The 24,963-nt window shown below is 68.5% G+C and carries 29 protein-coding genes; 18 read left to right on the forward strand and 11 right to left on the reverse strand.

Annotated elements, in window-relative coordinates; translation table 11 throughout:
• Nucleotides 1-111 precede the first annotated feature (111 nt).
• From OG558_RS02350 to OG558_RS02360, 3 genes are read right to left on the reverse strand one after another with little or no spacing between them, the layout of a single operon-like run.
• Nucleotides 112-897, reverse strand: a complete 786-nt coding sequence (locus tag OG558_RS02350) for an ABC-2 family transporter protein (protein WP_405068726.1) — start codon at nt 895-897, stop codon at nt 112-114.
• Entirely contained in the window at nt 894-1,661 is a 768-nt protein-coding gene (locus OG558_RS02355) for an ABC-2 family transporter protein (RefSeq protein WP_405068727.1), read from the reverse strand. Before OG558_RS02355 ends, OG558_RS02350 begins: the two co-directional genes overlap by 4 nt.
• The gene (locus tag OG558_RS02360; RefSeq protein ID WP_405068728.1) at nt 1,658-2,632 is read right to left on the reverse strand and encodes an ATP-binding cassette domain-containing protein; all 975 of its coding nucleotides are present in this window, start codon (nt 2,630-2,632) and stop codon (nt 1,658-1,660) included. The genes OG558_RS02355 and OG558_RS02360 overlap by 4 nt, the downstream gene beginning before the upstream one ends.
• Before the next feature lie 62 nt (nt 2,633-2,694).
• Between OG558_RS02360 and OG558_RS02365 the strand changes: the two genes are divergently transcribed.
• Nucleotides 2,695-3,627, forward strand: a complete 933-nt coding sequence (locus OG558_RS02365) for a helix-turn-helix transcriptional regulator (protein ID WP_405068729.1) — start codon at nt 2,695-2,697, stop codon at nt 3,625-3,627.
• Here OG558_RS02365 and OG558_RS02370 read toward each other — a convergent pair.
• The 3 genes from OG558_RS02370 to OG558_RS02380 are packed head-to-tail and all read right to left on the reverse strand — an operon-like array spanning nt 3,580 to nt 5,861.
• Nucleotides 3,580-4,188 (reverse strand): GNAT family N-acetyltransferase, encoded by a 609-nt coding sequence (locus OG558_RS02370; protein WP_405068730.1) that lies wholly within the window; start codon nt 4,186-4,188, stop codon nt 3,580-3,582. The genes OG558_RS02365 and OG558_RS02370 overlap by 48 nt on opposite strands.
• A 15-nt stretch (nt 4,189-4,203) precedes the next feature.
• Nucleotides 4,204-5,280, reverse strand: a complete 1,077-nt coding sequence (gene ychF / locus OG558_RS02375) for a redox-regulated ATPase YchF (RefSeq protein ID WP_405068731.1) — start codon at nt 5,278-5,280, stop codon at nt 4,204-4,206.
• A 50-nt stretch (nt 5,281-5,330) separates the two neighbouring features.
• Nucleotides 5,331-5,861 carry a GNAT family N-acetyltransferase gene (locus OG558_RS02380; RefSeq protein WP_405068732.1) on the reverse strand — a complete coding sequence of 177 codons (531 nt, stop codon included), beginning with the start codon at nt 5,859-5,861 and terminating at the stop codon, nt 5,331-5,333.
• 74 nt (nt 5,862-5,935) lie between these two features.
• On the opposite strand from OG558_RS02380, the gene OG558_RS02385 reads away from it, so the two are divergent.
• From OG558_RS02385 to OG558_RS02430, 10 genes are all read left to right on the forward strand, one after another.
• Nucleotides 5,936-6,988 carry a DUF817 domain-containing protein gene (locus OG558_RS02385; RefSeq protein ID WP_405068733.1) on the forward strand — a complete coding sequence of 351 codons (1,053 nt, stop codon included), beginning with the start codon at nt 5,936-5,938 and terminating at the stop codon, nt 6,986-6,988.
• Nucleotides 6,989-7,061: 73 nt separating this feature from the next.
• Complete coding sequence (locus OG558_RS02390) at nt 7,062-7,832, forward strand: polysaccharide deacetylase family protein (RefSeq protein WP_405068734.1); 771 nt, start codon at nt 7,062-7,064, stop codon at nt 7,830-7,832.
• A gap of 123 nt (nt 7,833-7,955) precedes the next feature.
• On the forward strand, nt 7,956-9,125 hold the full coding sequence (locus OG558_RS02395) for a DNA recombination protein RmuC (RefSeq protein WP_405068735.1): 1,170 nt from the start codon (nt 7,956-7,958) through the stop codon (nt 9,123-9,125).
• Between the two features lie 128 nt (nt 9,126-9,253).
• The gene (locus OG558_RS02400) at nt 9,254-9,811 is read left to right on the forward strand and encodes a DinB family protein (protein WP_405068736.1); all 558 of its coding nucleotides are present in this window, start codon (nt 9,254-9,256) and stop codon (nt 9,809-9,811) included.
• A 339-nt stretch (nt 9,812-10,150) separates the two neighbouring features.
• Nucleotides 10,151-11,230: a glycoside hydrolase family 64 protein gene (locus tag OG558_RS02405; protein ID WP_405068737.1), complete on the forward strand. Its 1,080-nt coding sequence runs from the start codon at nt 10,151-10,153 to the stop codon at nt 11,228-11,230.
• 40 nt (nt 11,231-11,270) lie between these two features.
• The gene (locus OG558_RS02410; protein WP_405068738.1) at nt 11,271-11,651 is read left to right on the forward strand and encodes an ArsR/SmtB family transcription factor; all 381 of its coding nucleotides are present in this window, start codon (nt 11,271-11,273) and stop codon (nt 11,649-11,651) included.
• Nucleotides 11,648-12,097 carry an SRPBCC domain-containing protein gene (locus tag OG558_RS02415; RefSeq protein ID WP_405068739.1) on the forward strand — a complete coding sequence of 150 codons (450 nt, stop codon included), beginning with the start codon at nt 11,648-11,650 and terminating at the stop codon, nt 12,095-12,097. The genes OG558_RS02410 and OG558_RS02415 overlap by 4 nt, the downstream gene beginning before the upstream one ends.
• Before the next feature lie 39 nt (nt 12,098-12,136).
• Nucleotides 12,137-13,249: an SRPBCC family protein gene (locus OG558_RS02420; protein WP_405068740.1), complete on the forward strand. Its 1,113-nt coding sequence runs from the start codon at nt 12,137-12,139 to the stop codon at nt 13,247-13,249.
• 102 nt (nt 13,250-13,351) lie between these two features.
• Nucleotides 13,352-13,870, forward strand: coding sequence for a SigE family RNA polymerase sigma factor (locus tag OG558_RS02425; protein WP_329481332.1), 519 nt, complete (start codon nt 13,352-13,354; stop codon nt 13,868-13,870).
• 3 nt (nt 13,871-13,873) lie between these two features.
• Nucleotides 13,874-14,680 carry a hypothetical protein gene (locus OG558_RS02430; protein WP_405068741.1) on the forward strand — a complete coding sequence of 269 codons (807 nt, stop codon included), beginning with the start codon at nt 13,874-13,876 and terminating at the stop codon, nt 14,678-14,680.
• On the opposite strand, the gene OG558_RS02435 is transcribed toward OG558_RS02430, so the two are convergent.
• Nucleotides 14,673-15,713, reverse strand: a complete 1,041-nt coding sequence (locus tag OG558_RS02435) for a 4-hydroxy-3-methylbut-2-enyl diphosphate reductase (RefSeq protein ID WP_405072103.1) — start codon at nt 15,711-15,713, stop codon at nt 14,673-14,675. The two genes, OG558_RS02430 and OG558_RS02435, sit on opposite strands and share 8 nt — an antisense overlap.
• Before the next feature lie 1,280 nt (nt 15,714-16,993).
• On the opposite strand from OG558_RS02435, the gene xseA reads away from it, so the two are divergent.
• Both xseA and OG558_RS02445 read left to right on the forward strand, forming a co-directional pair.
• Complete coding sequence (gene xseA, locus OG558_RS02440) at nt 16,994-18,214, forward strand: exodeoxyribonuclease VII large subunit (protein WP_405068742.1); 1,221 nt, start codon at nt 16,994-16,996, stop codon at nt 18,212-18,214.
• The gene (locus tag OG558_RS02445; protein WP_328526776.1) at nt 18,211-18,426 is read left to right on the forward strand and encodes an exodeoxyribonuclease VII small subunit; all 216 of its coding nucleotides are present in this window, start codon (nt 18,211-18,213) and stop codon (nt 18,424-18,426) included. The genes xseA and OG558_RS02445 overlap by 4 nt, the downstream gene beginning before the upstream one ends.
• On the opposite strand, the gene OG558_RS02450 is transcribed toward OG558_RS02445, so the two are convergent.
• Nucleotides 18,423-19,049 (reverse strand): TetR/AcrR family transcriptional regulator, encoded by a 627-nt coding sequence (locus OG558_RS02450; RefSeq protein WP_405068743.1) that lies wholly within the window; start codon nt 19,047-19,049, stop codon nt 18,423-18,425. The two genes, OG558_RS02445 and OG558_RS02450, sit on opposite strands and share 4 nt — an antisense overlap.
• Nucleotides 19,050-19,089: 40 nt before the next feature.
• On the opposite strand from OG558_RS02450, the gene OG558_RS02455 reads away from it, so the two are divergent.
• Complete coding sequence (locus OG558_RS02455; protein ID WP_405068744.1) at nt 19,090-19,692, forward strand: flavodoxin family protein; 603 nt, start codon at nt 19,090-19,092, stop codon at nt 19,690-19,692.
• Nucleotides 19,692-20,012, forward strand: a complete 321-nt coding sequence (locus OG558_RS02460; RefSeq protein WP_405068745.1) for a DMT family transporter — start codon at nt 19,692-19,694, stop codon at nt 20,010-20,012. The genes OG558_RS02455 and OG558_RS02460 overlap by 1 nt, the downstream gene beginning before the upstream one ends.
• 35 nt (nt 20,013-20,047) lie before the next feature.
• Here the strand turns inward: OG558_RS02460 and OG558_RS02465 are convergent, their stop codons facing one another.
• Both OG558_RS02465 and OG558_RS02470 read right to left on the reverse strand, forming a co-directional pair.
• Nucleotides 20,048-20,725 carry an NTP transferase domain-containing protein gene (locus OG558_RS02465; protein WP_405068746.1) on the reverse strand — a complete coding sequence of 226 codons (678 nt, stop codon included), beginning with the start codon at nt 20,723-20,725 and terminating at the stop codon, nt 20,048-20,050.
• Between the two features lie 188 nt (nt 20,726-20,913).
• Nucleotides 20,914-21,633: a DUF4245 domain-containing protein gene (locus OG558_RS02470; RefSeq protein WP_405068747.1), complete on the reverse strand. Its 720-nt coding sequence runs from the start codon at nt 21,631-21,633 to the stop codon at nt 20,914-20,916.
• Between the two features lie 69 nt (nt 21,634-21,702).
• On the opposite strand from OG558_RS02470, the gene glpX reads away from it, so the two are divergent.
• The 3 genes from glpX to OG558_RS02485 all read left to right on the forward strand — a co-directional run bounded on the left by glpX (nt 21,703) and on the right by OG558_RS02485 (nt 24,276).
• The gene (gene glpX, locus OG558_RS02475) at nt 21,703-22,737 is read left to right on the forward strand and encodes a class II fructose-bisphosphatase (RefSeq protein WP_405068748.1); all 1,035 of its coding nucleotides are present in this window, start codon (nt 21,703-21,705) and stop codon (nt 22,735-22,737) included.
• 118 nt (nt 22,738-22,855) lie between these two features.
• Nucleotides 22,856-23,803 carry a carbohydrate kinase gene (locus OG558_RS02480; protein ID WP_405068749.1) on the forward strand — a complete coding sequence of 316 codons (948 nt, stop codon included), beginning with the start codon at nt 22,856-22,858 and terminating at the stop codon, nt 23,801-23,803.
• Nucleotides 23,804-23,805: 2 nt separating this feature from the next.
• Entirely contained in the window at nt 23,806-24,276 is a 471-nt protein-coding gene (locus tag OG558_RS02485) for a hypothetical protein (protein ID WP_329481343.1), read from the forward strand.
• Here OG558_RS02485 and OG558_RS02490 read toward each other — a convergent pair.
• Nucleotides 24,273-24,941: a FadR/GntR family transcriptional regulator gene (locus tag OG558_RS02490; RefSeq protein WP_405068750.1), complete on the reverse strand. Its 669-nt coding sequence runs from the start codon at nt 24,939-24,941 to the stop codon at nt 24,273-24,275. The two genes, OG558_RS02485 and OG558_RS02490, sit on opposite strands and share 4 nt — an antisense overlap.
• Between the last annotated feature and the right edge of the window lie 22 nt (nt 24,942-24,963).

Consider the following 24,963-nt stretch of genomic DNA (forward strand, 5'->3'; position numbering starts at 1 on the left):
GACAGGTTGTGCCGTTCGACAGGACGTAGAGGTCTACGCATATGCTCCGCCCCGCCTGTCCAGTGGCCGGGGAACCGCTGCGAACCCTCTACCTCCTGTCGATCTGCACACCTATGAGGTGGCACCGGTGTAGCGGCGGAGGCCCGCGCGCCAGGCCAGCGCGGCCAGTGCAGCAGCACCTGCGGCCGCCGCTACCCCGCCTATCAGCACACCAAGTTGACGACCGCCCAGCAAGGCGGCGGTTGGAACCGACGCGATCAGCGCCATCGGGAACACATACGTCAGCAGCACCCGGATCGGTCGGGCGAACACATCCGTCGGATACCGCCCGAGCTGCCAAGCGGAGTGGTAGAACACGTCGAGCTGCAACTTCGGCGCCCAGAACGCCAAGCAAGCCAGCAACACGCCGAGCGCCCACGTCACCACCAGCGCCGCCACGACCAGCACCACCCAGCTCACCACACCGCCCGGACTCGGCGACGCGTCGGCCGCGCCGATCCCCCACCCGAGCAGCCCGAGCCCCAGCAGGAACTGGATCAACGCCAACGGCGACGACAGCGACAGACTCGCCAGGAACAAAGTGGATGCCGGCTGCAACAAATACCCGTCGAGCCGGCCGTTGCGGATCCCGGTCTCCGGGAACCAGGACAGATTCGGATCGATGAACGTCCCCCGCAACCCGGTGATCAACTGATACGTGCCGATCAGCACCAGGAACTCCGCCTTCGACCAGCCCGCCAGACTGTCGGCCCGGGTGAACACGATCAGTACGGCGGCGATCGCCGTACCGAGACCGGTGAACGCCAGCAACACGTCGAAGACCAGGTTGATCCGGAACGCGACGCTGCGGCGCAACGACATCGAGAAGCCCGCACCCAGCAGGCGAAGCAGCTTCACGATCCCACCGCCGTGTACCGCCGTACGCCGGCTCGCCAGACCGCCGAGACAACGACGATCAACACCACCACCCAGAAGAGCTGATATCCGAGGGCGGCCGTCAGCGATCCTTCGTACGGCGTACCAGCCGCAATCTCGGCCGGGAGACCGTTCATGCCGTAGAACGGCGACGCCTGGGCGATCCGGCGCCAGAGGTCCGGCAGGAAGTCGATCGGCGCCGCAGTACCACCGAACAGGAAGATCAACTGACTGCCGAAGCCCACGACCGCATGGACGCGATCGGTCCAGAACGCGGTCGTCGACAAGAGGAATGTCCACAAGAAGACAAGCACCGCGGCGAGTGCCACGCACGGGACGCTTAGCAGCACCGACCGCCAGTCGAAGCCGGCCTGGAGCGAGATCCCGGTCAACAGCACGATGGGCGCACCGAGCAGGGTGAGCCAGGCCCGGATGGCGAGATTCTCGCCGAGTACGCCGATCACCACCGGCTGCGGGCGGAGGAGTTCGTGGCTGAGTGTCCCGTCGTAGATCCGTTCGGAGAAGGTGTGCTGCTCGAACGACTCGGTCATCAGCGTCACGAGGATGATGGCGACGTAGTACCGCGCGATCCCCGGATCGTCCGGGTACACCGCCGACCAGACGAACAGCCCGATCAACGGCGCGACGACCGCTTGGACGACCAGAGTCAGCAGGAACCACCAGGCGCCGGACCAATCCAGCACCTGTTGACGGATGCGGAACCCGAGCAGGTGCGCAGTTCTCATCGCAGGCCTTCCCGATAGGCCCGATCGATGACCTTCTCCAGCGGTGGTTCCTCGATCGACAGGTCCACGACGTCGAGAGCTTGCAGCAGTCGAGAAGTCGTCTGCGCGACCTCATCCCGTGGGACCCGGAGCACCCACTGGCCCTCCGATGACTCGACCACTTCGCCGAACTCGTCCGGGTCGCCGTCACCGCGCGCCGCGATCCGGATCAGCTTGTACGGCGACAGTCGCGCGGACAGCTCCGCGAGTGGACCGTCGTACTCGACCCGGCCTCGATCGATCAGGATGAGGCGCGGGCACAACGACGCGACATCGGCCATGTAGTGGCTGGTCAGCAACACCGTGGCGCGCGTCTGCCGCACGTAGTCGGCGACGAACTCGCGGATCTGACTCGCCGCGGTGACGTCGAGCCCGATGGTCGGTTCGTCGAGGAACAGCACCTCGGGCCGGTAGACCAGCGCCATCGCGAGCCCGACCCGCATCCGCTCACCGAGACTCAGCGCGCGCAACTGCCGCTCGAGCAGTGGCCCGAGTTTCAGCAGTTCTTCCAGGTCGCCGAGCGTACGGCGGAAGTCCGGGTGCGGGATGTCGTAGAGGAGGCGCTGGTACTCGAGCGAGTCCATCGCGGTCAGTTCGTGGGAACCGCCGACCGGCTGACTGCCACGGACGAAGGCGATCCGCTTCAGGAAGATCGAACGACGCTGCCACGGGACGGACTCGAGGACGCGAACCTGGCCGCCGGTCGGGTGCAGGATGCCCGACAGGATCTTCATCGTGGTGGTCTTGCCGGCTCCGTTCGGACCGATGAACCCGACGACCTCACCCGGCTCGATCGTGAACGACACCTGGTCGAGTGCCTGGACTTCGCGATACTCACGCCGCACCAGGGAACCCAATGCCGCGCGGAGGCCGCCTTTGCGGACCGGGGCTTTGTAGGACATGGACAGTTGGTCGACCTCGACAACAGTCATGCGCCGACCGTAGAAAGAAAACACGCCAGCTGATGGCTTGTTTTCCTGAGATAGTCGAAACCATGCGCGCCGAACGTCTCCTCCGACTGCTGCTCCACCTGCAGACCCGCGGTCAGTCGACAGTGGACCAGCTCGCGCAGTCTTTGGAAGTCTCGCCGCGGACCGTGCAGCGCGACCTCGATGCACTCAGCCTGGCCGGCGTTCCTGTCTACTCGATCCGCGGCCGCGGTGGTGGGTGGGCGCTGCTCCCCGACTACCGGAGCCGGCTCACCGGGCTCACGCCGTCCGAGGTGATGTCGGTCTTCGTCGGTGCGACCGCCCATGTACTGGCCGATCTGGGTCTCGACGCGTCCAGCGATCAGGCCGTGTCGAAGCTGATCGCCTCGTTGCCCGAGGGGACGCGACGGGAGGCCGAGTTCGCCCGCCAGCGACTGCTGATCGATCACGCCGGCTGGGACGACCGGCGCGAGGTGCCGCGCTGGCTCGACCTGTGCCGCGAGGCGGTCTGGGAGGAACGCCGCATCACGATCACCTACGCCGACTGGACCGACCCCTTCACCGTCGCGCCCCTCGGCCTCGTCGCCAAAGCTCGCACCTGGTACCTGGTCGCCGCCCGCACCGACGGCCAACTCCGCACCTACCGCCTAGGCCGCCTGACCTCGGCAACTCTCACCGACGACACCTTCACCAGACCACCCGACTTCGACCTCGCCGGCCACTGGGCCGCCTCCCAACGCGAGTTCCGCGCCACCCGCCCGTCGTACCCCATCGTCCTCCGCGTCCGCGACCACGCCGTACGCCGCTTCCGCCCCACCGCCCCGATGCACCCGGAAACCGACGGCTGGTGGATCATCCACACCGACCTGGAAAACCCCCACGAAGCCTGCGCCGCCGTCCTCGCCCAAGCCGGCAACGCCCAAGTCCTAGCCCCACCAGAACTAACAGATCTAGTCCGCGAAGCCGCCTGGACCATCTTCGAAGCAACTACACGCTGAAGCGATGGGAGCTAGACGTTTGAAGCGGGGCTCCGCCACCGAGCGTTCGAACGTCAGGGCGGTGAACACCGCTCCGGACGGTGCGGTCACGGTCTGGGGCTCGCCCACCTGACGGTAGCCGGCGCTGAGCAGGGTCCGTCGCGACGCTTGATTGTCTGGGGCGGTCCTGGCTTCCAGGAAGGTCAGCCCCTGGCGAGCCGCAATGCGCGCGGCCGCCGAAAGAGCGTCCCGGGCCGCGCCTCTCCCCCTGCCCCAAGGAGCCAACCAGAATCCGACCTCCGCCCTGTCCGCCCTCACGTTGAACAGGACGATGCTGCCGAGGAATTCGTCAGAGCCGGCGTCGGCGATTGCGAGCACAGCCAAAGAACCGTCAGCGAGCCCGTCCGCGATGGCACCGTCAATCTGCTCCCGAACAACGTTCTCCGTGTAGTCGGAGAGCGGTAGGTGCCCGTTCCGCTTGACTGACTCATCGCTGGATCCCCGAGCGAAGAGGGCGGCATCGCCATACTCGAGAGTGCGGACGCGGATCTGACCTTCGGTACAGGGCAGCGCGTCAAGCATCGTCGCTTCTTCCCGTCAGACGTTGAAGCGGAACTCGACGACGTCCCCGTCTTGCATCACGTAGTCCTTGCCCTCCATGCGGACCTTGCCGGCGGAGCGGGCGGCGGTCATGGTGCCGGCGTCCATCAGGTCGGTGTAGGAGACGATCTCGGCCTTGATGAAGCCGCGCTGGAAGTCGGTGTGGATGACGCCGGCGGCCTCGGGGGCGGTGGCGCCGCGCTTGATCGTCCAGGCGCGAGATTCCTTCGGACCGGCGGTGAGGTAGGTCTGCAGGCCGAGGGTGTCGAAGCCGACCCGGGCCAGTACGTCGAGGCCGGGCTCGTCGATGCCCATCTCGGCGAGCATCTCGCGTGCCTCGTCCTCGTCGCCGAGCTCGACCAGCTCGGCCTCGAACTTCGCGTCCAGGAAGATCGCCTCGGCCGGCGCAACCAGATCCCGCATCTGCTGCTTGAGCGGCTCGTCGGTGAGTTCGTCGGCGTCGCAGTTGAAGACGAACAGGTACGGCTTGGCCGTCATCAGCATGAGTTCGCGGATCGCGTCGCGGTCCACGTCGGTCGCGATGATCGGCGTACCGGCCTCGAGGTGCTTCTGCGCGGCCCGCACCGCCTCCAGTACGACGGCGCTCTCCTTCTTCAGCCGGGCTTCCTTCTCCAGCCGCGGGATCGCCTTCTCGACGGTCTGCAGGTCGGCCAGGATCAGCTCGGTCTGGATCGTGGAGATGTCGTCGGCCGGCGAGACCTTGCCGTCGACGTGCGTCACATCGTCGTCGCGGAACACCCGGGTGACCTGGCAGATCGCGTCCGATTCGCGGATGTGGCTGAGGAACTTGTTGCCCAGCCCCTCACCCTCGGACGCGCCGCGGACGATCCCGGCGATGTCGACGAACTGCACGGTGGCGGGGATCACCTTCGCGGAGTTGTAGAGCTCGGCCAGCTTGCCCAGCCGTGCGTCCGGCACGCCGACCACACCGACATTCGGCTCGATGGTCGCGAACGGGTAGTTCGCGGCGAGCACGTTGTTCTTGGTCAGCGCGTTGAACAGGGTGGACTTGCCCGCGTTGGGGAGCCCGACGATTCCAATGGTGAGTGCCACGGGCGTCAAGGTTACGCGGCCGGGGCCCTCGCACCCCAATCCGGAGGCTTTCAGAGCAGGAAGGCCTCCAGTTCGGCGCTGTACCAGCGGTTGGTGCGGCCGATCGAGCGCATGCCGAGGCGGCGGCAGACGGCGAGCGAGGCGGCGTTGTCCGGGCGGACCACCGCGTAGATCTCGCCGAGTCCGGCCTTGAAGCCGTGTGCGATCGCGCCGCGCGCCGCCTCCGTCGCCAGGCCCCGGCCCCACGCGTCCGGGTGAAAGCGCCAGCCGACTTCGATCTCGCCCTTGCTTGCGGTCCCGTCGGACGGCTGGGGCAGTGGCACGAGGAGGACGGTTCCCGCGACCGTGCCTGTCGACCGTTCCTCGACGGCCCAGACGCCGTACGTCGGGTCCTGGTTGCGCGCGTTCCAGCGTTCGATCACCTTCGCGGCGGCGCCGCGGTCGGCCATCACCCGCGGCTCGGCGCCGAGCCAGCGCGACACCTCCCAGCGGCGGTAGATGTCGAACACCCGGTCCTCGTCGGTGTCCACCCAGTCGCGCACGACGAGCCGGTCTGTCTCGCAAACCACCTTGGGATCCATCGCGGCACCTCCCCATCGCTTGCCGAATCATCTATCCGTCCCAACCAGTCGAGGGCAAGCGACGTCTCCACTCTGTGACCAGTTGGAAGATCACCGGCCGAGTTCTCTCACGCTTCGTGTTCGGTTGCCTCCAATTCCTGCGGTTCGGGTGGCTCGAACTGGTGTCGTGCCTGTTCCCCGCGTGCCTGTTCGCCGGCCTCGCGATCTCGAAGTACGTCGACCTCCCGATTGCCCGCTACGACGCTCTGCTGCTCTACTGCCTCGGTCTGACACTCCTCTTCTGGGTGGTCGGGCTGGAGACATGGCGCGAGGTCGCGGTGATCTTCGCGTTCCACCTGATCGGCCTCGGGCTGGAACTGTTCAAGGTGCAGATCGGGTCATGGCAGTACCCGGGCGACGCGGTCACCAAGTTCGCCGGGGTGCCGCTGTTCGCGGGCTTCATGTACGCCGCGGTCGGCAGCTACCTCTGTCAGGCCTGGCGACGGTTCGACCTGCGGGTGAGCGGCTACCGCCCGGTGCTGACCACGATCCTCGCCGTGCTGATCTACACGAACTTCTTCACCCACCATTGGCTGCCCGACCTGCGCATCCCGATCGCACTCGGCCTCCTGATCGCGCTCCGCCGTACGTGGGTCTTCTACACGGTCGGCGTACGGCGTCATCGCATGCCGCTCGCGGTGGCGTTCGGACTGATCGGCTTCTTCCTGTGGATCGCGGAGAACTTCGGCACCTTCCTGGACGCGTGGAACTACCCCGACCAGGTCAACGTCTGGCACCTCGTCCACCCGGCCAAGTTCGGCGCGTGGGCCCTGCTGGTCAGCATGAGCTTCGTCCTGGTCGCCAGTATCAAGTCCCTCGAAGGCCGCCTCTACCACCGCGGCACACCCGCAACGGTCGCGACCCCGCAGGCCACCACCATCACGCCCGCCGACCTCGGCGCGGCCGAAAGAGCGACACGGAGCCCGGCGGAAAGAGCGACACGGAGCCCGGCGGAAAGCGCGCCAGGGAGCCCGGCGGAGAGCGCTGCAGAGACCACGGCAGAGCGCGCGGCGAAGAGCCCGGCGGAGACTGCGACGGTGGCTGAGACCTCACCGCAACATGACGGCGCCAACCGGAGCGGACAGTAGGGCGTCTCCTTCCATGTAAGGCTCCTGAGCGGGAGCGACTGGGGAACATCCGCCCGATCTGCAAGGGAGCATCATGTCCCGAAAGTTCGCCGCGTTCGTCGCGACCGGGGTGGCGCTGACCGTCGTCGTCGGATCGTTGCTGGTCCTGGCGCTCGGACATTCGCGGCCGCCGAAGCCGGCCGCCGCGACCACGCAGACCTCGCCCATCTCCCCGTCCGCGACACCGACCGAGACCCCCAGCGTCAACGCTCCGCCGTCGACGCCGCACCGGCCCGCCCCGAACCCGACCGCAGCGCTTGCCACAGGCAACAAAAGGGTCCTGTTCCTGAGCTTCGACGATGGTCCGGACCCGCTGTGGACACCGAAGGTCCTCCAGACGCTGGCGAAGCACGGCGCCCACGCGACCTTCTTCGAGCTCGGCGGTATGCAGGCCTCGCACCCTGGTCTGCGCGAGCAGGTGCTTGCCGCCGGCAACACGATCGGCAGCCACTCGATCACGCACCCGCAGCTGACCGCGATCTCGCCGGCCAGGCGGCACCACGAGATCTTCGACGGACCGCGGTCGACCTGCTTCCGCCCGCCGTACGGCGCCTCGAACCCGAAGGTCCGCGCCGACATCAAGGCCGCCGGCATGGTCCAGGTCCTCTGGGACGTCGACCCCCGCGACTGGGCCCGCCCCGGCACCCAGGCGATCGTGCACAACATCCTGACTCACGCGCACAACCACAACATCATCCTCCTTCACGACGGCGGCGGAGACCGCTCGGAGACGGTCGCCGCCCTGGACAGGGTCCTGCCCGTCCTCAAAGCCCAGGGCTACTCGTTCCCAGCCATGGACTGCTGACTTTCAGCTTGCCGATCGAACCCGGTCCACACCCGGCACCGAGGCGGCATTCTTCCGGCACTTTCCCCGCCCTCCGGCGTGATGCGCCGAAAACTGTCGGTGGAGTTCGGCACTATCTGTGACATGACCGGTACGACGGTGTTGTTGGTGCTGCTTTTCCTCGTGGTGGGGTTGCTGCTCGGGGCGGTGTTCGGTGTGCTCTGGGTGCGCGGGCGCGACGGGGCTCAGCTGGCTCGCGTGACGGCTGAGCGGGATGCGGCCGAGGATCGAGTGGTGGAGCTGACCGGCGAGCGGACCGCGGTCGGACAGCAGATGTCCGGACAGGCGGTGGTGAAGGACGCGCTGGATCGCCTGCACGCACAGCTGAATCAGCTCGAGCAAGGTCGCGCGGCCTGGCAGAGCCAACTCCATCAACAGGTCAACGAAGTGCGGATGAGCGGCGAGGCGCTGCGGCGCGAGACGGCGTCGCTGTCGACCGCGCTGCGCAAGCCTCAGGTGCGCGGGCGTTGGGGTGAGCTGCATCTGCGCCGGACTGTCGAGCTGGCCGGGATGGTCGCGCACTGCGACTTCACCGAGCAGACGACGACGGTCGGCGAGGACGGGCTGCTGCGGCCGGACCTTGTCGTGAGGCTTGCCGAGGGCAAGAATCTCGTCGTCGACTCGAAGGTGCCGCTGGCAGCATTCCTGGAGGCGACCGAGTCGGACGACGCCGACTTCCGCGAGGACCGATTGCGGGCCCACGCCCGGCATCTGCGGATCCACGTCGATCAACTGTCGGCGAAGGCGTACTGGACGAGACTGTCGCCTTCACCGGAGTTCGTCATCCTGTTCGTGCCGGGCGAGTCGTTCCTGTCCGCGGCGCTCGACGTCGAGCCGTCCCTGCTCGAGTACGCCGCTGAGCGCCGGGTGATCCTGGCGACGCCGACGACGCTGATCGCCACCCTGCGCGCGGCGGCGTACGCATGGAACCAGTCGGCGCTGACCGAGTCCGCCCAGCAGGTCTTCGAGCTCGGCCGCGAGCTGTACGAACGTCTCGGCACCATGGGCGATCACCTCGGCCGGGTCGGTCGCTCGCTGACCGCCGCTGTCGAGGCCTACAACGGCACCGTCGGCTCGTTCGAGCGACGCGTCTTCATCACCGCCCGCAAACTCCGCGACCTCCATGTCACCGAAGCCGAACTAACCGCGATGGAATCCATCGAAGCATCGGTCCGCCCACTCACTGCGCCCGAATTCGTCGCCCTGGACGACCCCCACTCCACCAGACGCTGGCCCCCGACCCAGACCGGCTGACCGAGGCCGCGAGAGCGAGCGGCTGAGAGAGCGCGGGCGGTTGAGAAAGGTCGAGCGGTTGAGAGAAGAAGGGCAGGGCTCGGCATTCCGGCGGTCGACCGTCCGGAACCGCCGATAGCGTGCTCCGCATGGACACCAAGCCTCTCGAGGAACCACCAATCGCCGGCACCGAAGTCGACACTCTGCTCGGTGCACTCGAGCGCAACCGCCGTACCTTCGCCTGGAAGTGTGGTGGTCTCGACGCGGCCGGTCTCACGATGCAGCACCCGCCGTCGACCGTGACACTGGGCGGCCTGCTCAAGCATCTGGCGCTCGTGGAGGACGACTACTTCACCGGGCGACTGCACGACCGGGAGCTCGGCGCGCCGTGGGACGCCGTCGACTGGGACGCGAACCCCGACTGGGACTGGGAAAGCGCAGCGGACGACTCCCCCGAGCAGCTCATGGGGCTCTGGCGGGCGTCCGTCGAGCGCTCGCGTAGTGCAGTCGCCGAAGCGCTGACCACCGGCGGCGTGGATCAGCTCGCCAAGCGGGTCTCGCGGGACGGGCGGGCACCGAGCCTGCGCTTCATCCTGGTCGACATGATCGAGGAGTACGCGCGGCATACCGGCCACGCCGACCTCATCCGCGAGTCGATCGATGGCCTCGTCGGCGAGAGCGCCCCGCGCGGAGACGCGCCGGCCTGACCACCGCTGCACGCACCCCACGCGTGTCGGAAAGCCGACAGGTGTGGGGTGTTGACAGTGGGGGGTCGGGTTGCGGAACGATGAGAGCGCTCTCTCGGTCGTTCGGCGGTCTACCGTCCCTCGCCGTTCAGACCTGAGCGCCGGTTCGGATCCTGCTGCCGCCTGGTGGTGCGGCAGGTCGGCCGGCGCGTCGCCTTCTCGTACGGGACTGACCTGAGGAGGAACTGTGCGGATCAGAATTCGCGTACTGGCGATCGTCGCAGCTGCGGCGAGTGTTGCCGGCGTCATCACCGCAAGCGTCGACCGGTCGGCAGAGGCGGCTGTGCCGGCGACCATCCCTTGCAGATCACCAACAACTCCGGCCGCGGCGACGCGGTCTACATCTACAACCTGGGCACCAACCTGGCCACCGGACAGCAAGGGTGGGCCGATGCCGCAGGCAACTTCCACACCTGGCCGGCCGGCGGCAACCCGCCGACTCCCGCCCCGGACGCGTCCATCGCCGGGCCTGGCAATGGGCAGTCGGTCACGATCCGGATGCCGAAGTTCTCCGGCCGCGTGTACTTCTCCTACGGACAGAAGCTGGTCTTCAAGCTGACCACAGGCGGCTTGGTCCAACCCGCCGTACAGAATCCGACCGATCCGAACCACAACATCCTGTTCAACTGGTCGGAGTACACGCTGAACGACTCGGGACTGTGGATCAACAGCACTCAGGTCGACATGTTCTCCGCCCCGTACGCCGTCGGAGTGCGGCTCGCTGACGGGAGCACCAAGACCACCGGTCACCTCGTTGCCGGCGGCTACAACAACTTCTACAACGCGCTGCGCGGTCAGCCGGGCGGCTGGGCCAACCTGATCCAGACGGCACCGGATGGTTCGGTACTGCGCGCGCTCTCGCCGACGTACGGCGTGGAAACGGGTGCGCTCCCGGCGAACGTGATGGACGACTACGTGAACCGGGTCTGGACGAAGTACAGCAACGAGACCCTCACGGTCACTCCCTTCGGCGACCAGCCGAACACCAAGTACTTCGGCCGCGTTTCCGGCAACGTCCTGAACTTCACCAACAGCTCGGGCGCCGTCGTCACCTCGTTCCAGAAGCCGGACGCGGCCAGCATCTTCGGCTGCTTCAAGTTGCTCGACGCACCCAACGACCAGGTCCGCGGGCCGATCTCGCGCACCCTGTGCGCCGGCTACAACCGCTCCACCCTGCTCGTGAACCCGAACCAGCCCGATCCGAACACCAGCAACTTCTACAAGGACACGGTCACCAACCACTACGCCCGCAAGATCCACGCCCAGATGGCTGACGGCAACGCGTACGCGTTCGCCTTCGACGACGTCGGCAACCACGAGTCCCTCGTCCACGACGGCAACCCTCAGCAGGCCAACCTCACCCTCGATCCGTTCAGCTGAGGGCTTGACTCCGGACTTGGTTAGTGGCAACTTACCGTTCGTGGGGACTTACGGATTGCTGGAGGCGGCGGGCCCGGTGCTGGACGCATTGGGAGATCCGACGCGGCGGGTGATTCTGGAGACTTTGCGGCGGGGCGGGCCTAGCTCGGTCACGGCGTTGGCCGAGCGGGTGCCCGTCAGCAGGCCGGCGATCTCCCAGCATCTGAAGGTGCTGGGGGCCGTCGGGCTGGTCGACCACGAGTCGCGCGGGACGCGGAACATCTACCGCGTCGACCTGGCCGGGCTCGACGAGCTGCGCGAGTGGCTCGACCAGTTCTGGGGTGACGCGCTGGATGCGTACGCCGACCACATCCGGCGGACCGAGATCCGTGCGGACGAGCCGCCCACGGCTGGGCGCCGTACCAAGGAGGAGCGGGGATGACTGTGGAGCAGGGGCTTGCGCCGCTGGTGAAGAAGGTTGTCGTGCCAGTGGGTGCGGAGCGGGCATTCGAGGTGTTCACGGCGGAGATGTCCGCATGGTGGCCGTTGCCGTCGCACTCGGTCGGGGACGACCAGGCGCGCGAGGTGCGGCTCGAGGGAGCCGTGGGTGGGCGGATCGTCGAGTACGGCGACGACGGCGAGATCGCAACCTGGGGCACGGTGTCGGACTGGGATCCGCCGATGTCGGTCAGCTTCACTTGGCACCCGGGCAGCGATCCGCAGCAGGCGGGGCATGTGAGAGTCACGTTCACGCCCGTCGGCGACGATACCGAAGTCGAACTGGTGCACAGCGGCTGGGAGCGCCGTCCCGACGGCATCCGCGCTCGCACTGGCTACGACACCGGCTGGGGCTACGTCCTGGGTCGGTACGTGACCTCCTGGCAGTAGGCCTCGACTTGGTCGCAGTACACGCCTGATAGTTGGCAGATGGCGAACGCTCCCGTTGATGCTCGCGCCCTGGAGGCCTCGCTGCGGCCGCATGGCGAGTCGGTCATGCTGCCGCGCGAGGCGTACACCGATCCCGCCGTACTGGCGTGGGAACGCCGGCACTTCTTCGCCGGAAGCTGGACGTGTGTCGGCCGAGTCGACGAGATGTCGGCCGGCACGACGCATCGCCAGGTGACTGTCGGCGACATCGCCGTGGTGTTGACGTTCGGGGATCGGCCTCGCGCGTTCGCCAACACCTGCAGGCATCGCGGGCACGAACTGCTCCAGCGCGACGAGTCCAGCGATCGCCGCGCCGTGGTCTGCCCGTATCACGGCTGGTCGTACGAGCTCGACGGCGCGGTGAAGGCGGCACCCCGGATGGGCGAGGACTTCGACCCCACGCCGTACAACTTGGTCGAGTTGCCCGCCGAGGCGTGGCACGGCTGGCTGTTCGTGAATGCGACCGGTACGGCGGTGTCGTTCGCCGAGCATCTCGGTGGGATCACCGACCTGGTCGCGCCGTACGCGCCGGAAAGCCTGGTCCTGAAGGCGCGGCACGAGTACGACGTGGCGTCGAACTGGAAGACGATCGCCGAGAACTATCACGAGTGCTACCACTGTCCGCTGATTCACCCGGAGCTGTGCAAGGTCTCGCCGCCGACCTCGGGCGACAACTGGAACCTGCCCGGCGCGTGGATCGGTGGGCTGATGGACCTCCGCCCGGATGCCGAGACGATGTCGCTCGACGGGCGGTCGCGCGGGATCCCGTTGCCGGGCGTGGACCCGCGGCGGGTGAACTACCTCGGGCTGTTCCCCAACCTGCTGATCTCGCTGCACCCGGACTACGTGATGACGCACCGCCTCGAACCGCGCGCGCCGGGACTGACCGCGATCGAGTGCTCGTGGTACTTCCCCGCCGACGTGACGGATCCGTCGTACGCCGTCGACTTCTGGGACGTCACGAATCGCGAGGACTGGGCTGCCTGCGAGTCCGTCCAGCGCGGCGCGGAGTCGCCGCATTTCCGCCCGGGCCCGCTGGCCCCCGCGGAGGACGCCGTCTACCAGTGGGTGACAATGATCGCCCGCGGATACCTGGGCAAGCCACTCAGCTGAGTCGGAAAGGTCACAACCTCCGCAGCGGCCGGTTGCGACTCAACCTTCTGTCCCCACCCGGTCATCACATATCTGACCGAGATGGACGAGATGGGGGTTGGGATGGATCCAGGACGCGACCACGAGTTCGCCGAGTTCGTGGACGGGCGGTTCACCGCACTGCAACGGTTCGGATATCTGCTGACCGGTGAATGGCATCTGGCCGAGGATCTGGTGCAGACCTCGCTCACCAAGGTGTGGTTCCACCGCAACTCGCTGCGCAGCAGCAACGCGCTCGAGAGTTACACCCGGACGGTGATGGTGAACACCAGCACTCAGTGGTGGCGGCGGAAGTGGCGGGGTGAGACGCCGACCGAACAACTGCCCGAGCCGCACGCCCGGGAGCAGTACGGCGCCGTCGACGACCGCGACCTGTTGCTGCGGGCACTCGCCGAACTCCCCCGCCGAACCCGCGCGACGCTGGTGCTGCGGTACTTCGAGGACCTGCCGGAAGCCGAGATCGCCCAGATCATGGGCTGCTCGATCGGCACGGTGAAGTCCACTGTCTCCCGCGGGCTGGCCAAGCTCCGCGAACACCACCTGCTCGACGCCGTTTCCGCTCCGGCCCAGAAGGAGGGCTGATCCATGACCGACGATCTCAAGGACAAGTTCGAGCGGCTCGTCGCCGATCCGCCGCCGCCGAGCGCGGTGCCGAGCGAGGCCGTGTTCGCGAAGGTCCGGTCGGTACGGCGTCGCCGGACCGCCGGCGTGCTCACGCTGGCCGCGGCCGCGGTGGTCGCCATCGCCGTTGCCGCAGGCAACATGACCGACATCGACAGCAGCCCACCGGTGAGCCACACGCCCAGCGCACCGACCACCATCGTCACCGGCCCGCCGACCACCACGCCGACGACGGTGCCGACCACAGCGCCGACGGACCGGACGCCGGCGAAGACCACGGGGACCTCAGGCGTGACGGGCGCGGTGCACACGCCGAAGAACAACACCCCACCACCGCCGTCGACCTCGAACACACCGGCCGCACCGCCGCTCGGGGTGCACGTCAGCCTGAAGCCGACCGTCCAGGGGCGGACCGTGACCATGAAGGTAACGCTGTCCGGCACCGCGCTGCTGCCGACGGCCGCGAGCGGCACGCCCCTGTCGCCGGCGGACGGCGACTTCCTCAACCTGTTGGGAGGGACGCAGTACTTCTTCGGCGACGGCAGCCAGAGCGGCTCCGACGCCGGCGCGGTGAACTGCCTGAGCGGGACGAACCGAACCACCGGACGCGAAACGTACACCCTGATGGGCGACTCCGCGGCACTGCAGGACGGCTCAGGCACGCATACGTACACGAAGGCCGGAACCTACAACTTCAGCTACACCATCCGGTACTGCGGCAAGTCAGGCTGGGTGCCGGTGACCAAGACCGCGAAGGTGACCGTCAAATAGTCCAGGCGTGGTCGGAGGTGCCGGTGGTGGGGAGGCCGGCGGCCTTGAGGTCACTGCGGAGCTCACGAGGCAGGGCGAACGTCAAGCTCTCCTCGGCCGTGGTGACCTCTTGGACGTCGGAGTACCCGCGCTCGGCCAGCCAGCGCAGTACGTCGCGGACCAGGATCTCCGGCACGCTCGCGCCGCTGGTGACGCCGACGGAGTCGACGCCTGCCAGCCAGGACTCGTCGATCTCGTCGGCGTAATCGACCAGGTAGCCGGCCTTGGCGCCGTGCTCGACGGCGACCTCGACCAGGCGCACCGAGTTCGAGGAGTTGCGGGAGCCGACGACGATCATCAGGTCGGCGTCGGCGGCCAGCTTCTTGACCGCGGCCTGGCGATTCTGCGTCGCGTAGCAGATGTCGTCACTCGGCGGGTCCTGCAACTTCGGGAACCGCTCGCGCAACCGCCGTACCGTCTCCATCGTCTCGTCGACCGACAGCGTGGTCTGGGACAGCCAGACCACCTTCTCGGGGTCGCGAACGGTCACATTCGGTACGTCGCGCGGCCCGTCGACGAGGTGGATGTGCTCCGGCGCCTCGCCGCTGGTCCCGATGACCTCCTCGTGACCCTCGTGGCCGATCAGCAGGATGTCGTAGTCGGTGGCCGCGAACCGCTTGGCCTCGTGATGCACCTTCGTCACCAGCGGGCAGGTCGCGTCGATCGTCTTCAGTTGCCGCGCGGCCGCCTCCTGGTGCACCACTGGGGCGACGCCGTGCGCGGAGAAGATCACCGTCTGGCCCTCGGGCACCTCGTCGGTCTCGTCGACGAAGATCGCGCCGCGCCCCTGCAGGGTCTGCACGACGTGCTTGTTGTGCACGATCTCCTTGCGCACGTAGACCGGCGGCCCGTACAGATCGAGCGCCTTCTCCACCGCCACGACAGCCCGGTCCACGCCGGCGCAGTACCCGCGTGGCGCAGCGAGCAGCACCCGCTTGGTCCGCACCGCGGTCGTCGTACCAGGGTCGTCAGGCTGGGCAGTCACGCTCCCCATGGTACGGGCCACGTGTGGCGCCCCGATCCCCACCTTTGTGAGCAGCATCACGACGGACGGTGCGTCGAGGAGCCGTCCGCCCTGTCCGGACGGCTCCCCCGTGGGAGGTGTTACCTGTGTTCAAGGATGCGGCCCGAACGCCTTGCCCGCAAAGGATTTTCCGGCTGCCCTGTAGTTTCCGTGGATCCCCGGGCACCCGGCCTGGCTGCCTCGGTCGGTCACTTTGTGCACCAGATCCGCACACGGGCCCGCCTCCGCGTACGGATCTCGTGCCCAAAGTCGATCTCTGCTGTGGCCGAAACCGGTTGGCCACGGTTCGGGCTCGATTCCGCGGTGCTGGGCCACTCACCAAGCAGACCCGGTCCTGGCCGGTCACGCTCCGATCCGGGGCCGGTGGTGAGCCGACGGCGGGGTTGGCGAGTGTCCCAGGTCCGCACCCGCAACCTGCTCGGGCTCGACCGGCGGTCACCAGGCACACCAGGCTCGCCCTGGACGCTCCCCGCACCAGCCCCTCGACACCGCCAAGATCGGGCAGCCACCGAAACGACATAACACCGCCGGATAACCCCTCGGCTTGGGGGTTGTCCCCGCGTCCACCAGCAGACAACCCAACACGCGCACGGATATCCGGTCCACCGTCCCGAGGCGCGGTAAGGCGGGCGGGGGTGCGGACACCCTGTCGGAACCTGGGACACCTCACGACCTGTCCCAGGCCCCGACACCTTGTCCCAGCCCCCTGCTCCTGCCCGAAATCCCCGCCCGCCGCACGCCGCCCGCCCTACGCCACCGCCCGCCCTACCCCGACCGCCACAGACCGCCGTAGGCCGCCGTCCGGCGGCGGCTGGCGGCGGCTGGCGGCGGCTGGCGGCGGTTGGCGTTCCGCCCGGGTTGTGCACCAGTCGAGCGTCGCAGCGGCCGCAGGCTCTAGGAGCTTGATCGGTGCCCGAAGGCAGGCGGGAACGACCCACGGATACGACAGGACAGCCGATTTTCCGTGTGTCAGGCGCGGATCACGGCGAAGTCGTGAGGTGTGAGTCCGGTACTCGCGTCCACCCGATGAACCAACTGGTGATCTTCGGCGAAGTACGTCACGTCGAAGTCGTCCACATCGTCGTCGACCCAAACGAACGGGCGGTCGCCGACCCAGTTCGCGACGTACGGCGTCTTGGCCCGGTGGGGGGTTCAGCGGGCCGTCGAAGTCGAGCAGGAGGAGTGGCCGCATCACTCAACGTTAGGTGCGCCGCGCGGGGTTTGTCGGTGTGGGGTCGTAGGGTCTGGGGGTGGCTTTGGAGACGTCGCCGGATGCACCCGCGGCCGTTCGCACGATTGCGAACGGGATCGCCAGCTGGATCAACCAGCTCGGCGCCGTGTGGGTCGAGGGGCAGCTGACGGACGTTTCGATCGGGCGCGGTACGACGACAGTGTTCGGGACCCTGCGCGACACGGACGCGGACATCTCGTTGCGGTTCACCTGCAATCGGAGGGTTTTCGAGGCGGTCGATCCGCCGGTGACCGACGGATCGCGCGTGGTGGTGAACGCGAAGCCGAACTTCTTCGCCCGGCGCGGCACGCTCGCGCTCGCGGTCAGCGAGATCCGGCACGTCGGCATCGGCGAACTGCTGGCCCGGATCGAGCGGTTGAAGCAACTCCTCGCGGCCGAGGGGCTGTTAGCGTCGTACCGGAAGCAGACGCTGCCGTTCCTGCCGCACACGATCGGGCTGATCTGCGGGCGCGATTCGGCGGCGGAGCGTGACGTCCTGGAGAACGCGAAGCGGCGGTGGCCGGCGGTCGCGTTCCGGATCGAGTACGCGTCGGTGCAGGGGCCGGCGGCGGCCGGCGAGGTGATGACAGCGCTGCGGAAGCTGGACGCGGACGACACGGTCGAGGTGATCGTGATCGCGCGCGGCGGCGGGTCGCTGGAGGATCTGCTGCCGTTCTCCGACGAGGGGCTGATCCGGGCTGTGTCGCAGACGAAGACCCCGGTGGTGAGCGCGATCGGGCACGAGCCGGACTCGCCGCTGCTCGACCTGGTCGCGGATCTGCGGGCGTCCACGCCGACGGATGCGGCGAAGCGGATCGTGCCGGATGTGCGCGAGGAGCTGGACGGCGTACGGCTGCTGCGGGAGCGCGGGCTGCGGGCGATCACTTCGTGGCTGGAGCGTGAGACGCACGCGCTGGCGGCTATCCGGAGCCGGCCTGCTCTGGCGGCGCCGGTGACGGATCTGCAACGGCGGTCCGATGAGATCGCGGCGCTGGTCGAGCGGAGCCGGCGGACGCTGACGCACCGCCTGGATCGCGCGAGTGACGACATCACCCACCGATTGGCGAGCGTACGGGCGCTGTCCCCGAAGGCGACACTGGAGCGCGGGTACTCCGTGCTGCAGCTGGCGGACGGGAGCGCAGTACGGGAAGTGGCACAGGTGGCGCCCGGCGACCTGCTGCAGGCGCGGGTCAGTGACGGCCGGTTCGCGGTCGAAGTCAAGTCCGAGGAGAACACGTGAGCGGCGACCGACCGGAGATTTCCTACGAGCAGGCCCGCGAGGAGCTCGTCGAGGTGGTCCGCAAACTCGAGGCCGGCGGCACGTCCCTCGAGGAATCCCTCGCACTGTGGGAGCGCGGCGAGGAGCTGGCGTCCACCTGCCAACGCTGGCTCGACGGCGCCCGCGAGCGCCTTGCCAAAGCCCAGGCCGCCCACGAGGAGAAGCCCAGCTAAGGGCCCAGCAGGTTGGTGGCGATGGCCTGAAGACCTGCCTTCATGCGCTCGAGGTCGAAGCCCTGCGTGCGCAGCGCACTGTGGAGGTCCGCCGCCAGCGGGGCCAGGAAGACATGGGCCGTGTAGTCGGCGTCCAGATCCGGACGCGCGGCCTCGATCAGGTGGGACAGGTGGCGGTGCCAGAGGTGGTACGAGCCGATGCGGTAGCGCGCGCCGTCCGATGCGTTCTCGCTGTCCATGAAGAGCTCGACATGACGATCGAGTAGGTCCAGGTAGGCGTCGAGGAAGGCCATCACCCGGACGACCGGCGGCGCGCCCGGGCCCAGCGGCGGTGGGCCGGTCAGGATTTTGGCCTGCAGTTCCTGCTCGCGCTCGTCGAGCAGCGCGACCGCGAGGCCGGCGCGGTCGCCGAAGCGGCGGAAGACCGTGCCTTTGCCGACGCCGGCCGCGGCGGCAATCGCATCGAGCGACACGTTCTTCACGCCCTGCTCGGTGAACAGGCGGTCGGCCGCCTCCAGCACCCGGAGCCGATTGCGCCGGGCATCCGCGCGTTCCGGGCGTGGTTCGCCGACGAGCGGCAAACCCCGTTGTGAAGCGGACTGCGGTCCGGTACTGTCGTTCATAAGACGGACTGTAGTCCGCTAACGACGTGGGAGGAAGCACATGAGTAACACCCCCGCCCGGATTGCGATCGCTTTTCACTCCGGATACGGCCACACCGCGAAGCAGGCCGAGGCGGTCGCCGCCGGTGCCGAGTCCGTGCCGGGCACGGTGACCGACCTCGTCCTGCTCGGCGAGCCGCTGACCGACGACGTGTGGGCGCGGCTGACCGCTGCGGACGCGATCATCTTCGGAACACCGACGTACATGGGCAGCCCGAGTTGGGTGTTCAAGAAGTTCGCCGAGGAGAGTGTGCGGATCTGGGCCGCCGACCTGGCCTGGCGGGACAAGATCGCCGCCGGGTTCACCAACTCGAAGGCGATGTCCGGTGACAAGCTGAACAGCCTGGTCGACCTCGCCGTGTTCGCCGCGCAGCACGGGATGATCTGGGTCGGGCTGGACATCTACCCCGGCTGGGCGGAGAGCACCGCGAGCATCGAGGACCTCAACCGGCTCGGCAGTTGGCTGGGTGCGATGGCGCAGTCCGATGCCGATCTGTCGGCCGAGAAGGCACCACCGGCGACGGACCTGCGGACCGCGGCGGCGCTCGGCGCTCGGGTCGCCACCGTCACGCAGCGGCACCTGCGGGGAGCGCTGGCGGCCTGATGGCGTGGCTCGTACTTCTCGCTGCTGCGGCGTTCGAGATCGCGTTCGCACTCAGTCTGAAACCGAGCGAGGGCTTCAGCCGCCTCTGGCCGACGCTCGGCGTGCTCGTGTTCGGCGTCATCTCCGTCGTCCTGCTGGCCAGGACCCTGGACCGCCTCCCGGTCGGCACGGCGTACGCGGTGTGGACCAGCCTGGGCTCGGTCGGGGTGGTCACCCTCGGCATCGTCCTCTTCGACGAACCGCTGACCCCGGCCCGCCTCGCCTGTATAGCCCTGATCGTCAGCGGCGTCGTAGGCCTGCGGTTGGTCGGCGCCGAGTAGACGGACCGCCGGCACTCACTGCGGGGCGGCGAGGGCTAGTGGGGGGTGCGGCGGCGGGGGCGGCTGCGGGTGGGGAGGGGGACGGGGTGGGTGTCGTCGAAGGCGCCGGGGGTGACGGTGCCCGGGGCAGGGCTGTAACCGGAGACCAGGCGGCGGTAGGAGTCCCAGGTACTGGCGCGCAGCGGAACGTTGCCGATGGCATCTACCCGGGTGATCGGGTAGTGGCCGTCCTCGATCAGGGCCCAGAGGTCGCCGTCATGGCGCAGCTGCCGCAGTTCGCCGAACAGCTCCCGGCCGAACCAGCACGGGTACCCGTGGCCGTCGGCGTACCGGACGACTCCGATCGGCGTCGCGGGTCCGGCGACCTCGGCGACGAGCGACCACACGGCGGCCGGCGTCACGCCAGGCTGGTCGCCGATCAGTACGACGATGCCGTCGGAGCGGCGGTCGACCGCGTCCAGCGCCGGCACGATCGACGAACTGCCGGTGTCCGCATGCGGTGACTCGACCACGCGAACGCCGTCGAGGCTGACCCGCTCATGGATCTGCTCCGACGCGCTACCCAACGTCACGATCAACTGGTCGAACCCGCACTCCTGGGCCGTCTCCAGCGTCGCGCCGAGCAGGGTTTCGCCGTGATAGGCAAGCAATTGCCGCGGTACGCCGAGGTGCGGTGAACTCTCCGCGGCGAGTAGCAACCCCGTGACGAACATGGCCGCATCAACCCCCCGCCCGGGATGGCGCACTCACGTGAGGCTCCTTCGCGCTGTTTCCCCGAGCGTGGACAAGCCGAGCATTGATAGAAACCCGCGGCGGACAGTGGTGTCAACGTGCGTCCGATAAGTGGTCAGGAATGCCCGGAAATATGGTCGCTCCGGCGGTGACAGTACGCAGCTGAATGTCAGCGCAACGTCAAAGCAAACGCTTCGAGCGCGGGATATCCGGCATTCCCGGTGACGATCGTCGTGACGCCCGAACCGACCAGCACCAAGGCGTTCTCCTGCGTGCGGTCGAGCAGAACCTTGCGCTGCCAGGTCACGCCGCCGACCGTCGAGGTGCCGTCGTCGGTGGTGCGGCCGAGCTTGTCGGCCGGGAATTCCCCGCCGGTGACATTGGACTGCTCGAGGCCGACATATTTCTTCGCGTCGGTGACGACGCCGAGGTGCCAGGTGATCGGCTGCTGCTCCGGGGCGCGGAATTCGACGCTGGTCGCCGCCCAGCCGGCCGGCATCGGCTCCGGCCCGCGAACCCAGGGGGCGACCTTTCGGGCGTCCTGCAGTTGGGCGGTGTACTCGACCGCGCGGACCTTCTCCTCCTTCGGCCGCCAGGTGACGATCATCAGGAACGCGACCACGACGAAACAGGCCAGCAGCGCCCAGACCATGTTGGTCAAGGTGCGTGCCTTGGCCCGGTCCTTCCGGTTCTGCTCGCGGTAAGTGATCGCCTCGGCCCGGGCCCGCGCCTCCACCGCGACCCGCGGGTCCTCCGCCGCGGCCCTTGGGTCCTGGGTCCCGGCCCGCGGGTCCTCCGCCGCGGCCTGCGGCGCTTCCGTCGCCGCCCGCGGGTCGTCGGTCGGCGCGGGTGCGCTGTCGCCGGATGGGCCCTGACCTGTCGTACTCATGGCACCAGTGTCTCGCGACGCCCAATGCGCCCGAACAGCGCCCACACCGGTTGGCTACGATCCGTTGACATGAGCGACCCGACCACGCCACCTGCCCATCTGGAGGTCGACGCGCACGCGCCTGACCGCAACCTGGCCCTCGAGCTGGTCCGGGTCACCGAGGCCGCAGCGATGGCAGCGGGCCGCTGGGTCGGTCGCGGCGACAAGAACGGCGCCGACGGCGCGGCGGTGAACGCGATGCGCACGCTGATCGGCACGGTCGGGATGAACGGCGTGGTGGTGATCGGCGAGGGCGAGAAGGACAACGCGCCGATGCTCTACAACGGCGAGCAGGTCGGCGCCGGCGACGGCCCGGAGTGCGATGTCGCGGTCGATCCGGTCGACGGTACGACGCTGGTCGCCAAGGGCATGAACAACGGCATCGCCGTGATGGCAGTGTCCGCCCGCAACTCGATGTACGACCCGTCCGCGGTGTTCTACATGGAGAAGCTCGTGGTCGGCCCGGAGGCGGCCGACGTGGTCGACATCCGGCTCCCGGTCGCCGAGAACATCCGCCGGGTCGCGAAGGCGAAAGGCTCGTCGGTCGACGACGTCACGGTCGTCGTACTGGACCGGCCGCGGCACGAGGAACTGGCCCAGCAGATCCGGGCCACCGGCGCGCGGATCAAGTTCATCAGTGACGGCGACGTTGCCGGCGCCGTCGAGGCAGCCCGGCCGGATACCGGTCTGGACATGCTGCTCGGCATCGGCGGTACGCCGGAGGGCATCATCGCCGCCTGCGCGATGAAGTGCGTGGGTGGACTGATCCAGGGCCGGCTCTGGCCGCGCGACGACGAGGAACGGCAGAAGGCGATCGACGCCCGCCACGACCTCGACCGGGTGCTCAGCACCGACGATCTGGTCAGCGGTGACGACTGCTTCTTCGTCGCGACCGGGATCACCGACGGCGAACTGCTGCGCGGTGTCCGTTATGGCCGCTCCACCGCACGGACCCATTCGCTCGTGATGCGCTCGCGCAGTGGCACGATCCGCAGCATCGAGAGCGTGCACCAGCTCGAGAAGCTGCGCGCGTACTCCGCCATCGACTTCGAGCACGCCAGATGACGGTGTTGAGTTGCCGCGCCTCCGGCGCGGCGTGGTCATGGGGCCTTGGCTCCCGGCCTTCCCTCGTCGCTCCGGTCGCTTCGCTCCCTCCACTCCTCAGTCCAGGCCGGGAGGCCCCATGACCGCGCCCCTTCTCGTAATTGGCGAGGCGCTCGTGGACATCATTGCGCCCGCGCCGCGTACGACCCGCAACGGCAACGGGAAGGGCAAGGCGACCCCGGGTGGCTTCGCTGCGAATGTGGCGGTCGGTCTCGCGCGGCTCGGCGTACCGACCGAGCTGGTGGCACGCTTCGGGACCGACGCGTACGGCGACCAGCTCGGAGCACACCTGTTCGGGAACGGCGTCCAGCTCGCCCCTGGGTCGGTCGACCCCGGGTTCCGGACCAGCACCGCGACGGCGACGCTGGATGCGGCCGGGGTGGCGTCGTATCAGTTCGACATCACCTGGGATCCGCCGGCGTTGTCGTTGACGCGCGGGTGCCCGGCGATCCACACCGGTTCGATCGCAACCATGCTCGAGCCGGGGGCGACGGCGATCCGGAGCTTCCTGCAGTCGGTCGCGCCGCAACCGGTCACAGTGACGCTGGACCCGAACGCCCGGCCGTCGATCACCCCCGACCCAGTCGCGACGTGGGCCGCCGTACGGCAGCTGGCCGGGCTGGCCGATCTGGTCAAGCTGAGCGATGAGGACTGCGAGTTCCTGCGTCCCGGCGTGCCACCGGACGAGATCGCGGCCGAGCTCCTGGCGGTCGAGCGGACCAAGTGCGTGGTGATCACACGCGGCGGGGACGGTGCGCTCGGGATCAGCCGCGACGTACGGGTGGAGGTGCCGGCGCCGGCGATCGAGGTCGTCGACACGGTGGGCGCGGGCGACTCGTTCATGGCAGCGCTGCTGGCCGGGCTGAACGCGCGCGGCCTGCTCGGTGCGACGCGGCTGACCGGGCTGACCCCTGAAGACCTGCAGGATGTCGTCGACTACGCGGTGAAGGCGGCCGCGATCACCTGCACCCGGCCCGGCGCCGACCCGCCGACCGCGGCCGAGCACAAGGCGAAGTGGGGTTCCTGAGAGTGTCCGCCGAGACCTGGACGTCGGAACTGGAGTCCAAAGGCAGCGTGGTGTTCCGGCCGCGCCGGGGGCGACTCGCGCTCCGGCTGGCCGGGTTCGCTCTGCTGATGGCGCTGTCCGCGTGGTCGAACCTCGACCATCTCCGCGCGGATGACGTGTCGGGGATGCTCGGCGTACTGCGGATCACGGCGCTCGCCGCGTTCGTCTACGGCACCGGGCTCACACTGTGGCAGCTGATCACCAACCGTCCGGTCGTCCGGGTCGATGCCGACGGCATCACCCGCGGCCGGAGCCTGCGGTGGTCCGGGATCACCAGCATCGACGACCCGGCCGGACTGCCGGGGTTCCGGAGCGTGCTGATCCGGCCGGTCGATCGGCGGACGCGGCCGATCAGCATCCCGCAGGACAACGTCGAGGATCTGGACACGCTGACGCCCTGGCTGCGCGCGCTGCTCGATCAGCACCAGCCTTAGGACACGCTGCTCCGGACCGCGCTCAGGTGTTCGCGGGCACAGGCCGCGGCGAGGTCGGGATCGCGAGCCCGGATCGCGTCGGCGATCGCCTCGTGAGCCGCCTGGTCGTGGCGATGCCGGTGGTGGTCGTCGAGCTTCAGCATGTCGAGCATCGCCCGCCGGATCCGCGGCACGAACGTGTCGAACAGTTCCGTCAGTACGGCGTTGTGCGCGGCCGTGACGACCGCACGATGGAAGGCCAGGTCGGCCTCGACGTACCAGTCGTCCGGTGACTTCTCGGACGCCCGTTTCCGGTCCGCCAGCGTGTAGCGGAAGTTCTTCAGGTCGGCCGGCGTACGGCGGGCAGCGGCGAGCCGGGCCGCCTCGGTCTCGATCGCAAGCCGGCCTTCCAGGACGTCGGTGATGTCGGCGCGGCGGAGGACCTTGTCCCAGTCCTGCGCGGCCTGGTGCGCGATCACGAACACACCGGCGCCCTGACGGCTCTCGAGCACCCGGCGACCGGCCAGCTCCCGGACCGCCTCGCGGATCGTGGACCGGCCGACGCCCAGCTGCGCGGCCAGCGTCGTTTCGCCGGGGAGCTTCTGGCCGAGCGCCCACTCACCACTGCCGATGCGGCGGAGCAGCTCCTCGGCGGCCTGCTCGGCGAGCGGGTGACGGCGAATCATGCGGGTCAGTCTAGTCGCCTGA

Source organism: Kribbella sp. NBC_01510 (assembly GCF_045040325.1).
Classification (GTDB): Bacteria; Actinomycetota; Actinomycetes; order Propionibacteriales; family Kribbellaceae; genus Kribbella.

Excerpts from the sequence above, each read along its gene's own strand:
- OG558_RS02355 (WP_405068727.1), bottom strand. The coding sequence starts at position 1,661 with ATGAGAACTGCGCACCTGCTCGGGTTCCGCATCCGTCAACAGGTGCTG.
- OG558_RS02360 (WP_405068728.1), bottom strand. The coding sequence starts at position 2,632 with ATGACTGTTGTCGAGGTCGACCAACTGTCCATGTCCTACAAAGCCCCG.
- OG558_RS02365 (WP_405068729.1), top strand. The coding sequence starts at position 2,695 with ATGCGCGCCGAACGTCTCCTCCGACTGCTGCTCCACCTGCAGACCCGC.
- OG558_RS02370 (WP_405068730.1), bottom strand. The coding sequence starts at position 4,188 with ATGCTTGACGCGCTGCCCTGTACCGAAGGTCAGATCCGCGTCCGCACT.
- OG558_RS02380 (WP_405068732.1), bottom strand. The coding sequence starts at position 5,861 with ATGGATCCCAAGGTGGTTTGCGAGACAGACCGGCTCGTCGTGCGCGAC.
- OG558_RS02390 (WP_405068734.1), top strand. The coding sequence starts at position 7,062 with ATGTCCCGAAAGTTCGCCGCGTTCGTCGCGACCGGGGTGGCGCTGACC.
- OG558_RS02395 (WP_405068735.1), top strand. The coding sequence starts at position 7,956 with ATGACCGGTACGACGGTGTTGTTGGTGCTGCTTTTCCTCGTGGTGGGG.
- OG558_RS02400 (WP_405068736.1), top strand. The coding sequence starts at position 9,254 with ATGGACACCAAGCCTCTCGAGGAACCACCAATCGCCGGCACCGAAGTC.
- OG558_RS02415 (WP_405068739.1), top strand. The coding sequence starts at position 11,648 with ATGACTGTGGAGCAGGGGCTTGCGCCGCTGGTGAAGAAGGTTGTCGTG.
- OG558_RS02420 (WP_405068740.1), top strand. The coding sequence starts at position 12,137 with ATGGCGAACGCTCCCGTTGATGCTCGCGCCCTGGAGGCCTCGCTGCGG.
- OG558_RS02425 (WP_329481332.1), top strand. The coding sequence starts at position 13,352 with ATGGATCCAGGACGCGACCACGAGTTCGCCGAGTTCGTGGACGGGCGG.
- OG558_RS02430 (WP_405068741.1), top strand. The coding sequence starts at position 13,874 with ATGACCGACGATCTCAAGGACAAGTTCGAGCGGCTCGTCGCCGATCCG.
- OG558_RS02435 (WP_405072103.1), bottom strand. The coding sequence starts at position 15,713 with ATGGGGAGCGTGACTGCCCAGCCTGACGACCCTGGTACGACGACCGCG.
- OG558_RS02450 (WP_405068743.1), bottom strand. The coding sequence starts at position 19,049 with ATGAACGACAGTACCGGACCGCAGTCCGCTTCACAACGGGGTTTGCCG.
- OG558_RS02455 (WP_405068744.1), top strand. The coding sequence starts at position 19,090 with ATGAGTAACACCCCCGCCCGGATTGCGATCGCTTTTCACTCCGGATAC.
- OG558_RS02460 (WP_405068745.1), top strand. The coding sequence starts at position 19,692 with ATGGCGTGGCTCGTACTTCTCGCTGCTGCGGCGTTCGAGATCGCGTTC.
- OG558_RS02465 (WP_405068746.1), bottom strand. The coding sequence starts at position 20,725 with ATGTTCGTCACGGGGTTGCTACTCGCCGCGGAGAGTTCACCGCACCTC.
- OG558_RS02470 (WP_405068747.1), bottom strand. The coding sequence starts at position 21,633 with ATGAGTACGACAGGTCAGGGCCCATCCGGCGACAGCGCACCCGCGCCG.
- glpX (WP_405068748.1), top strand. The coding sequence starts at position 21,703 with ATGAGCGACCCGACCACGCCACCTGCCCATCTGGAGGTCGACGCGCAC.
- OG558_RS02480 (WP_405068749.1), top strand. The coding sequence starts at position 22,856 with ATGACCGCGCCCCTTCTCGTAATTGGCGAGGCGCTCGTGGACATCATT.
- OG558_RS02490 (WP_405068750.1), bottom strand. The coding sequence starts at position 24,941 with ATGATTCGCCGTCACCCGCTCGCCGAGCAGGCCGCCGAGGAGCTGCTC.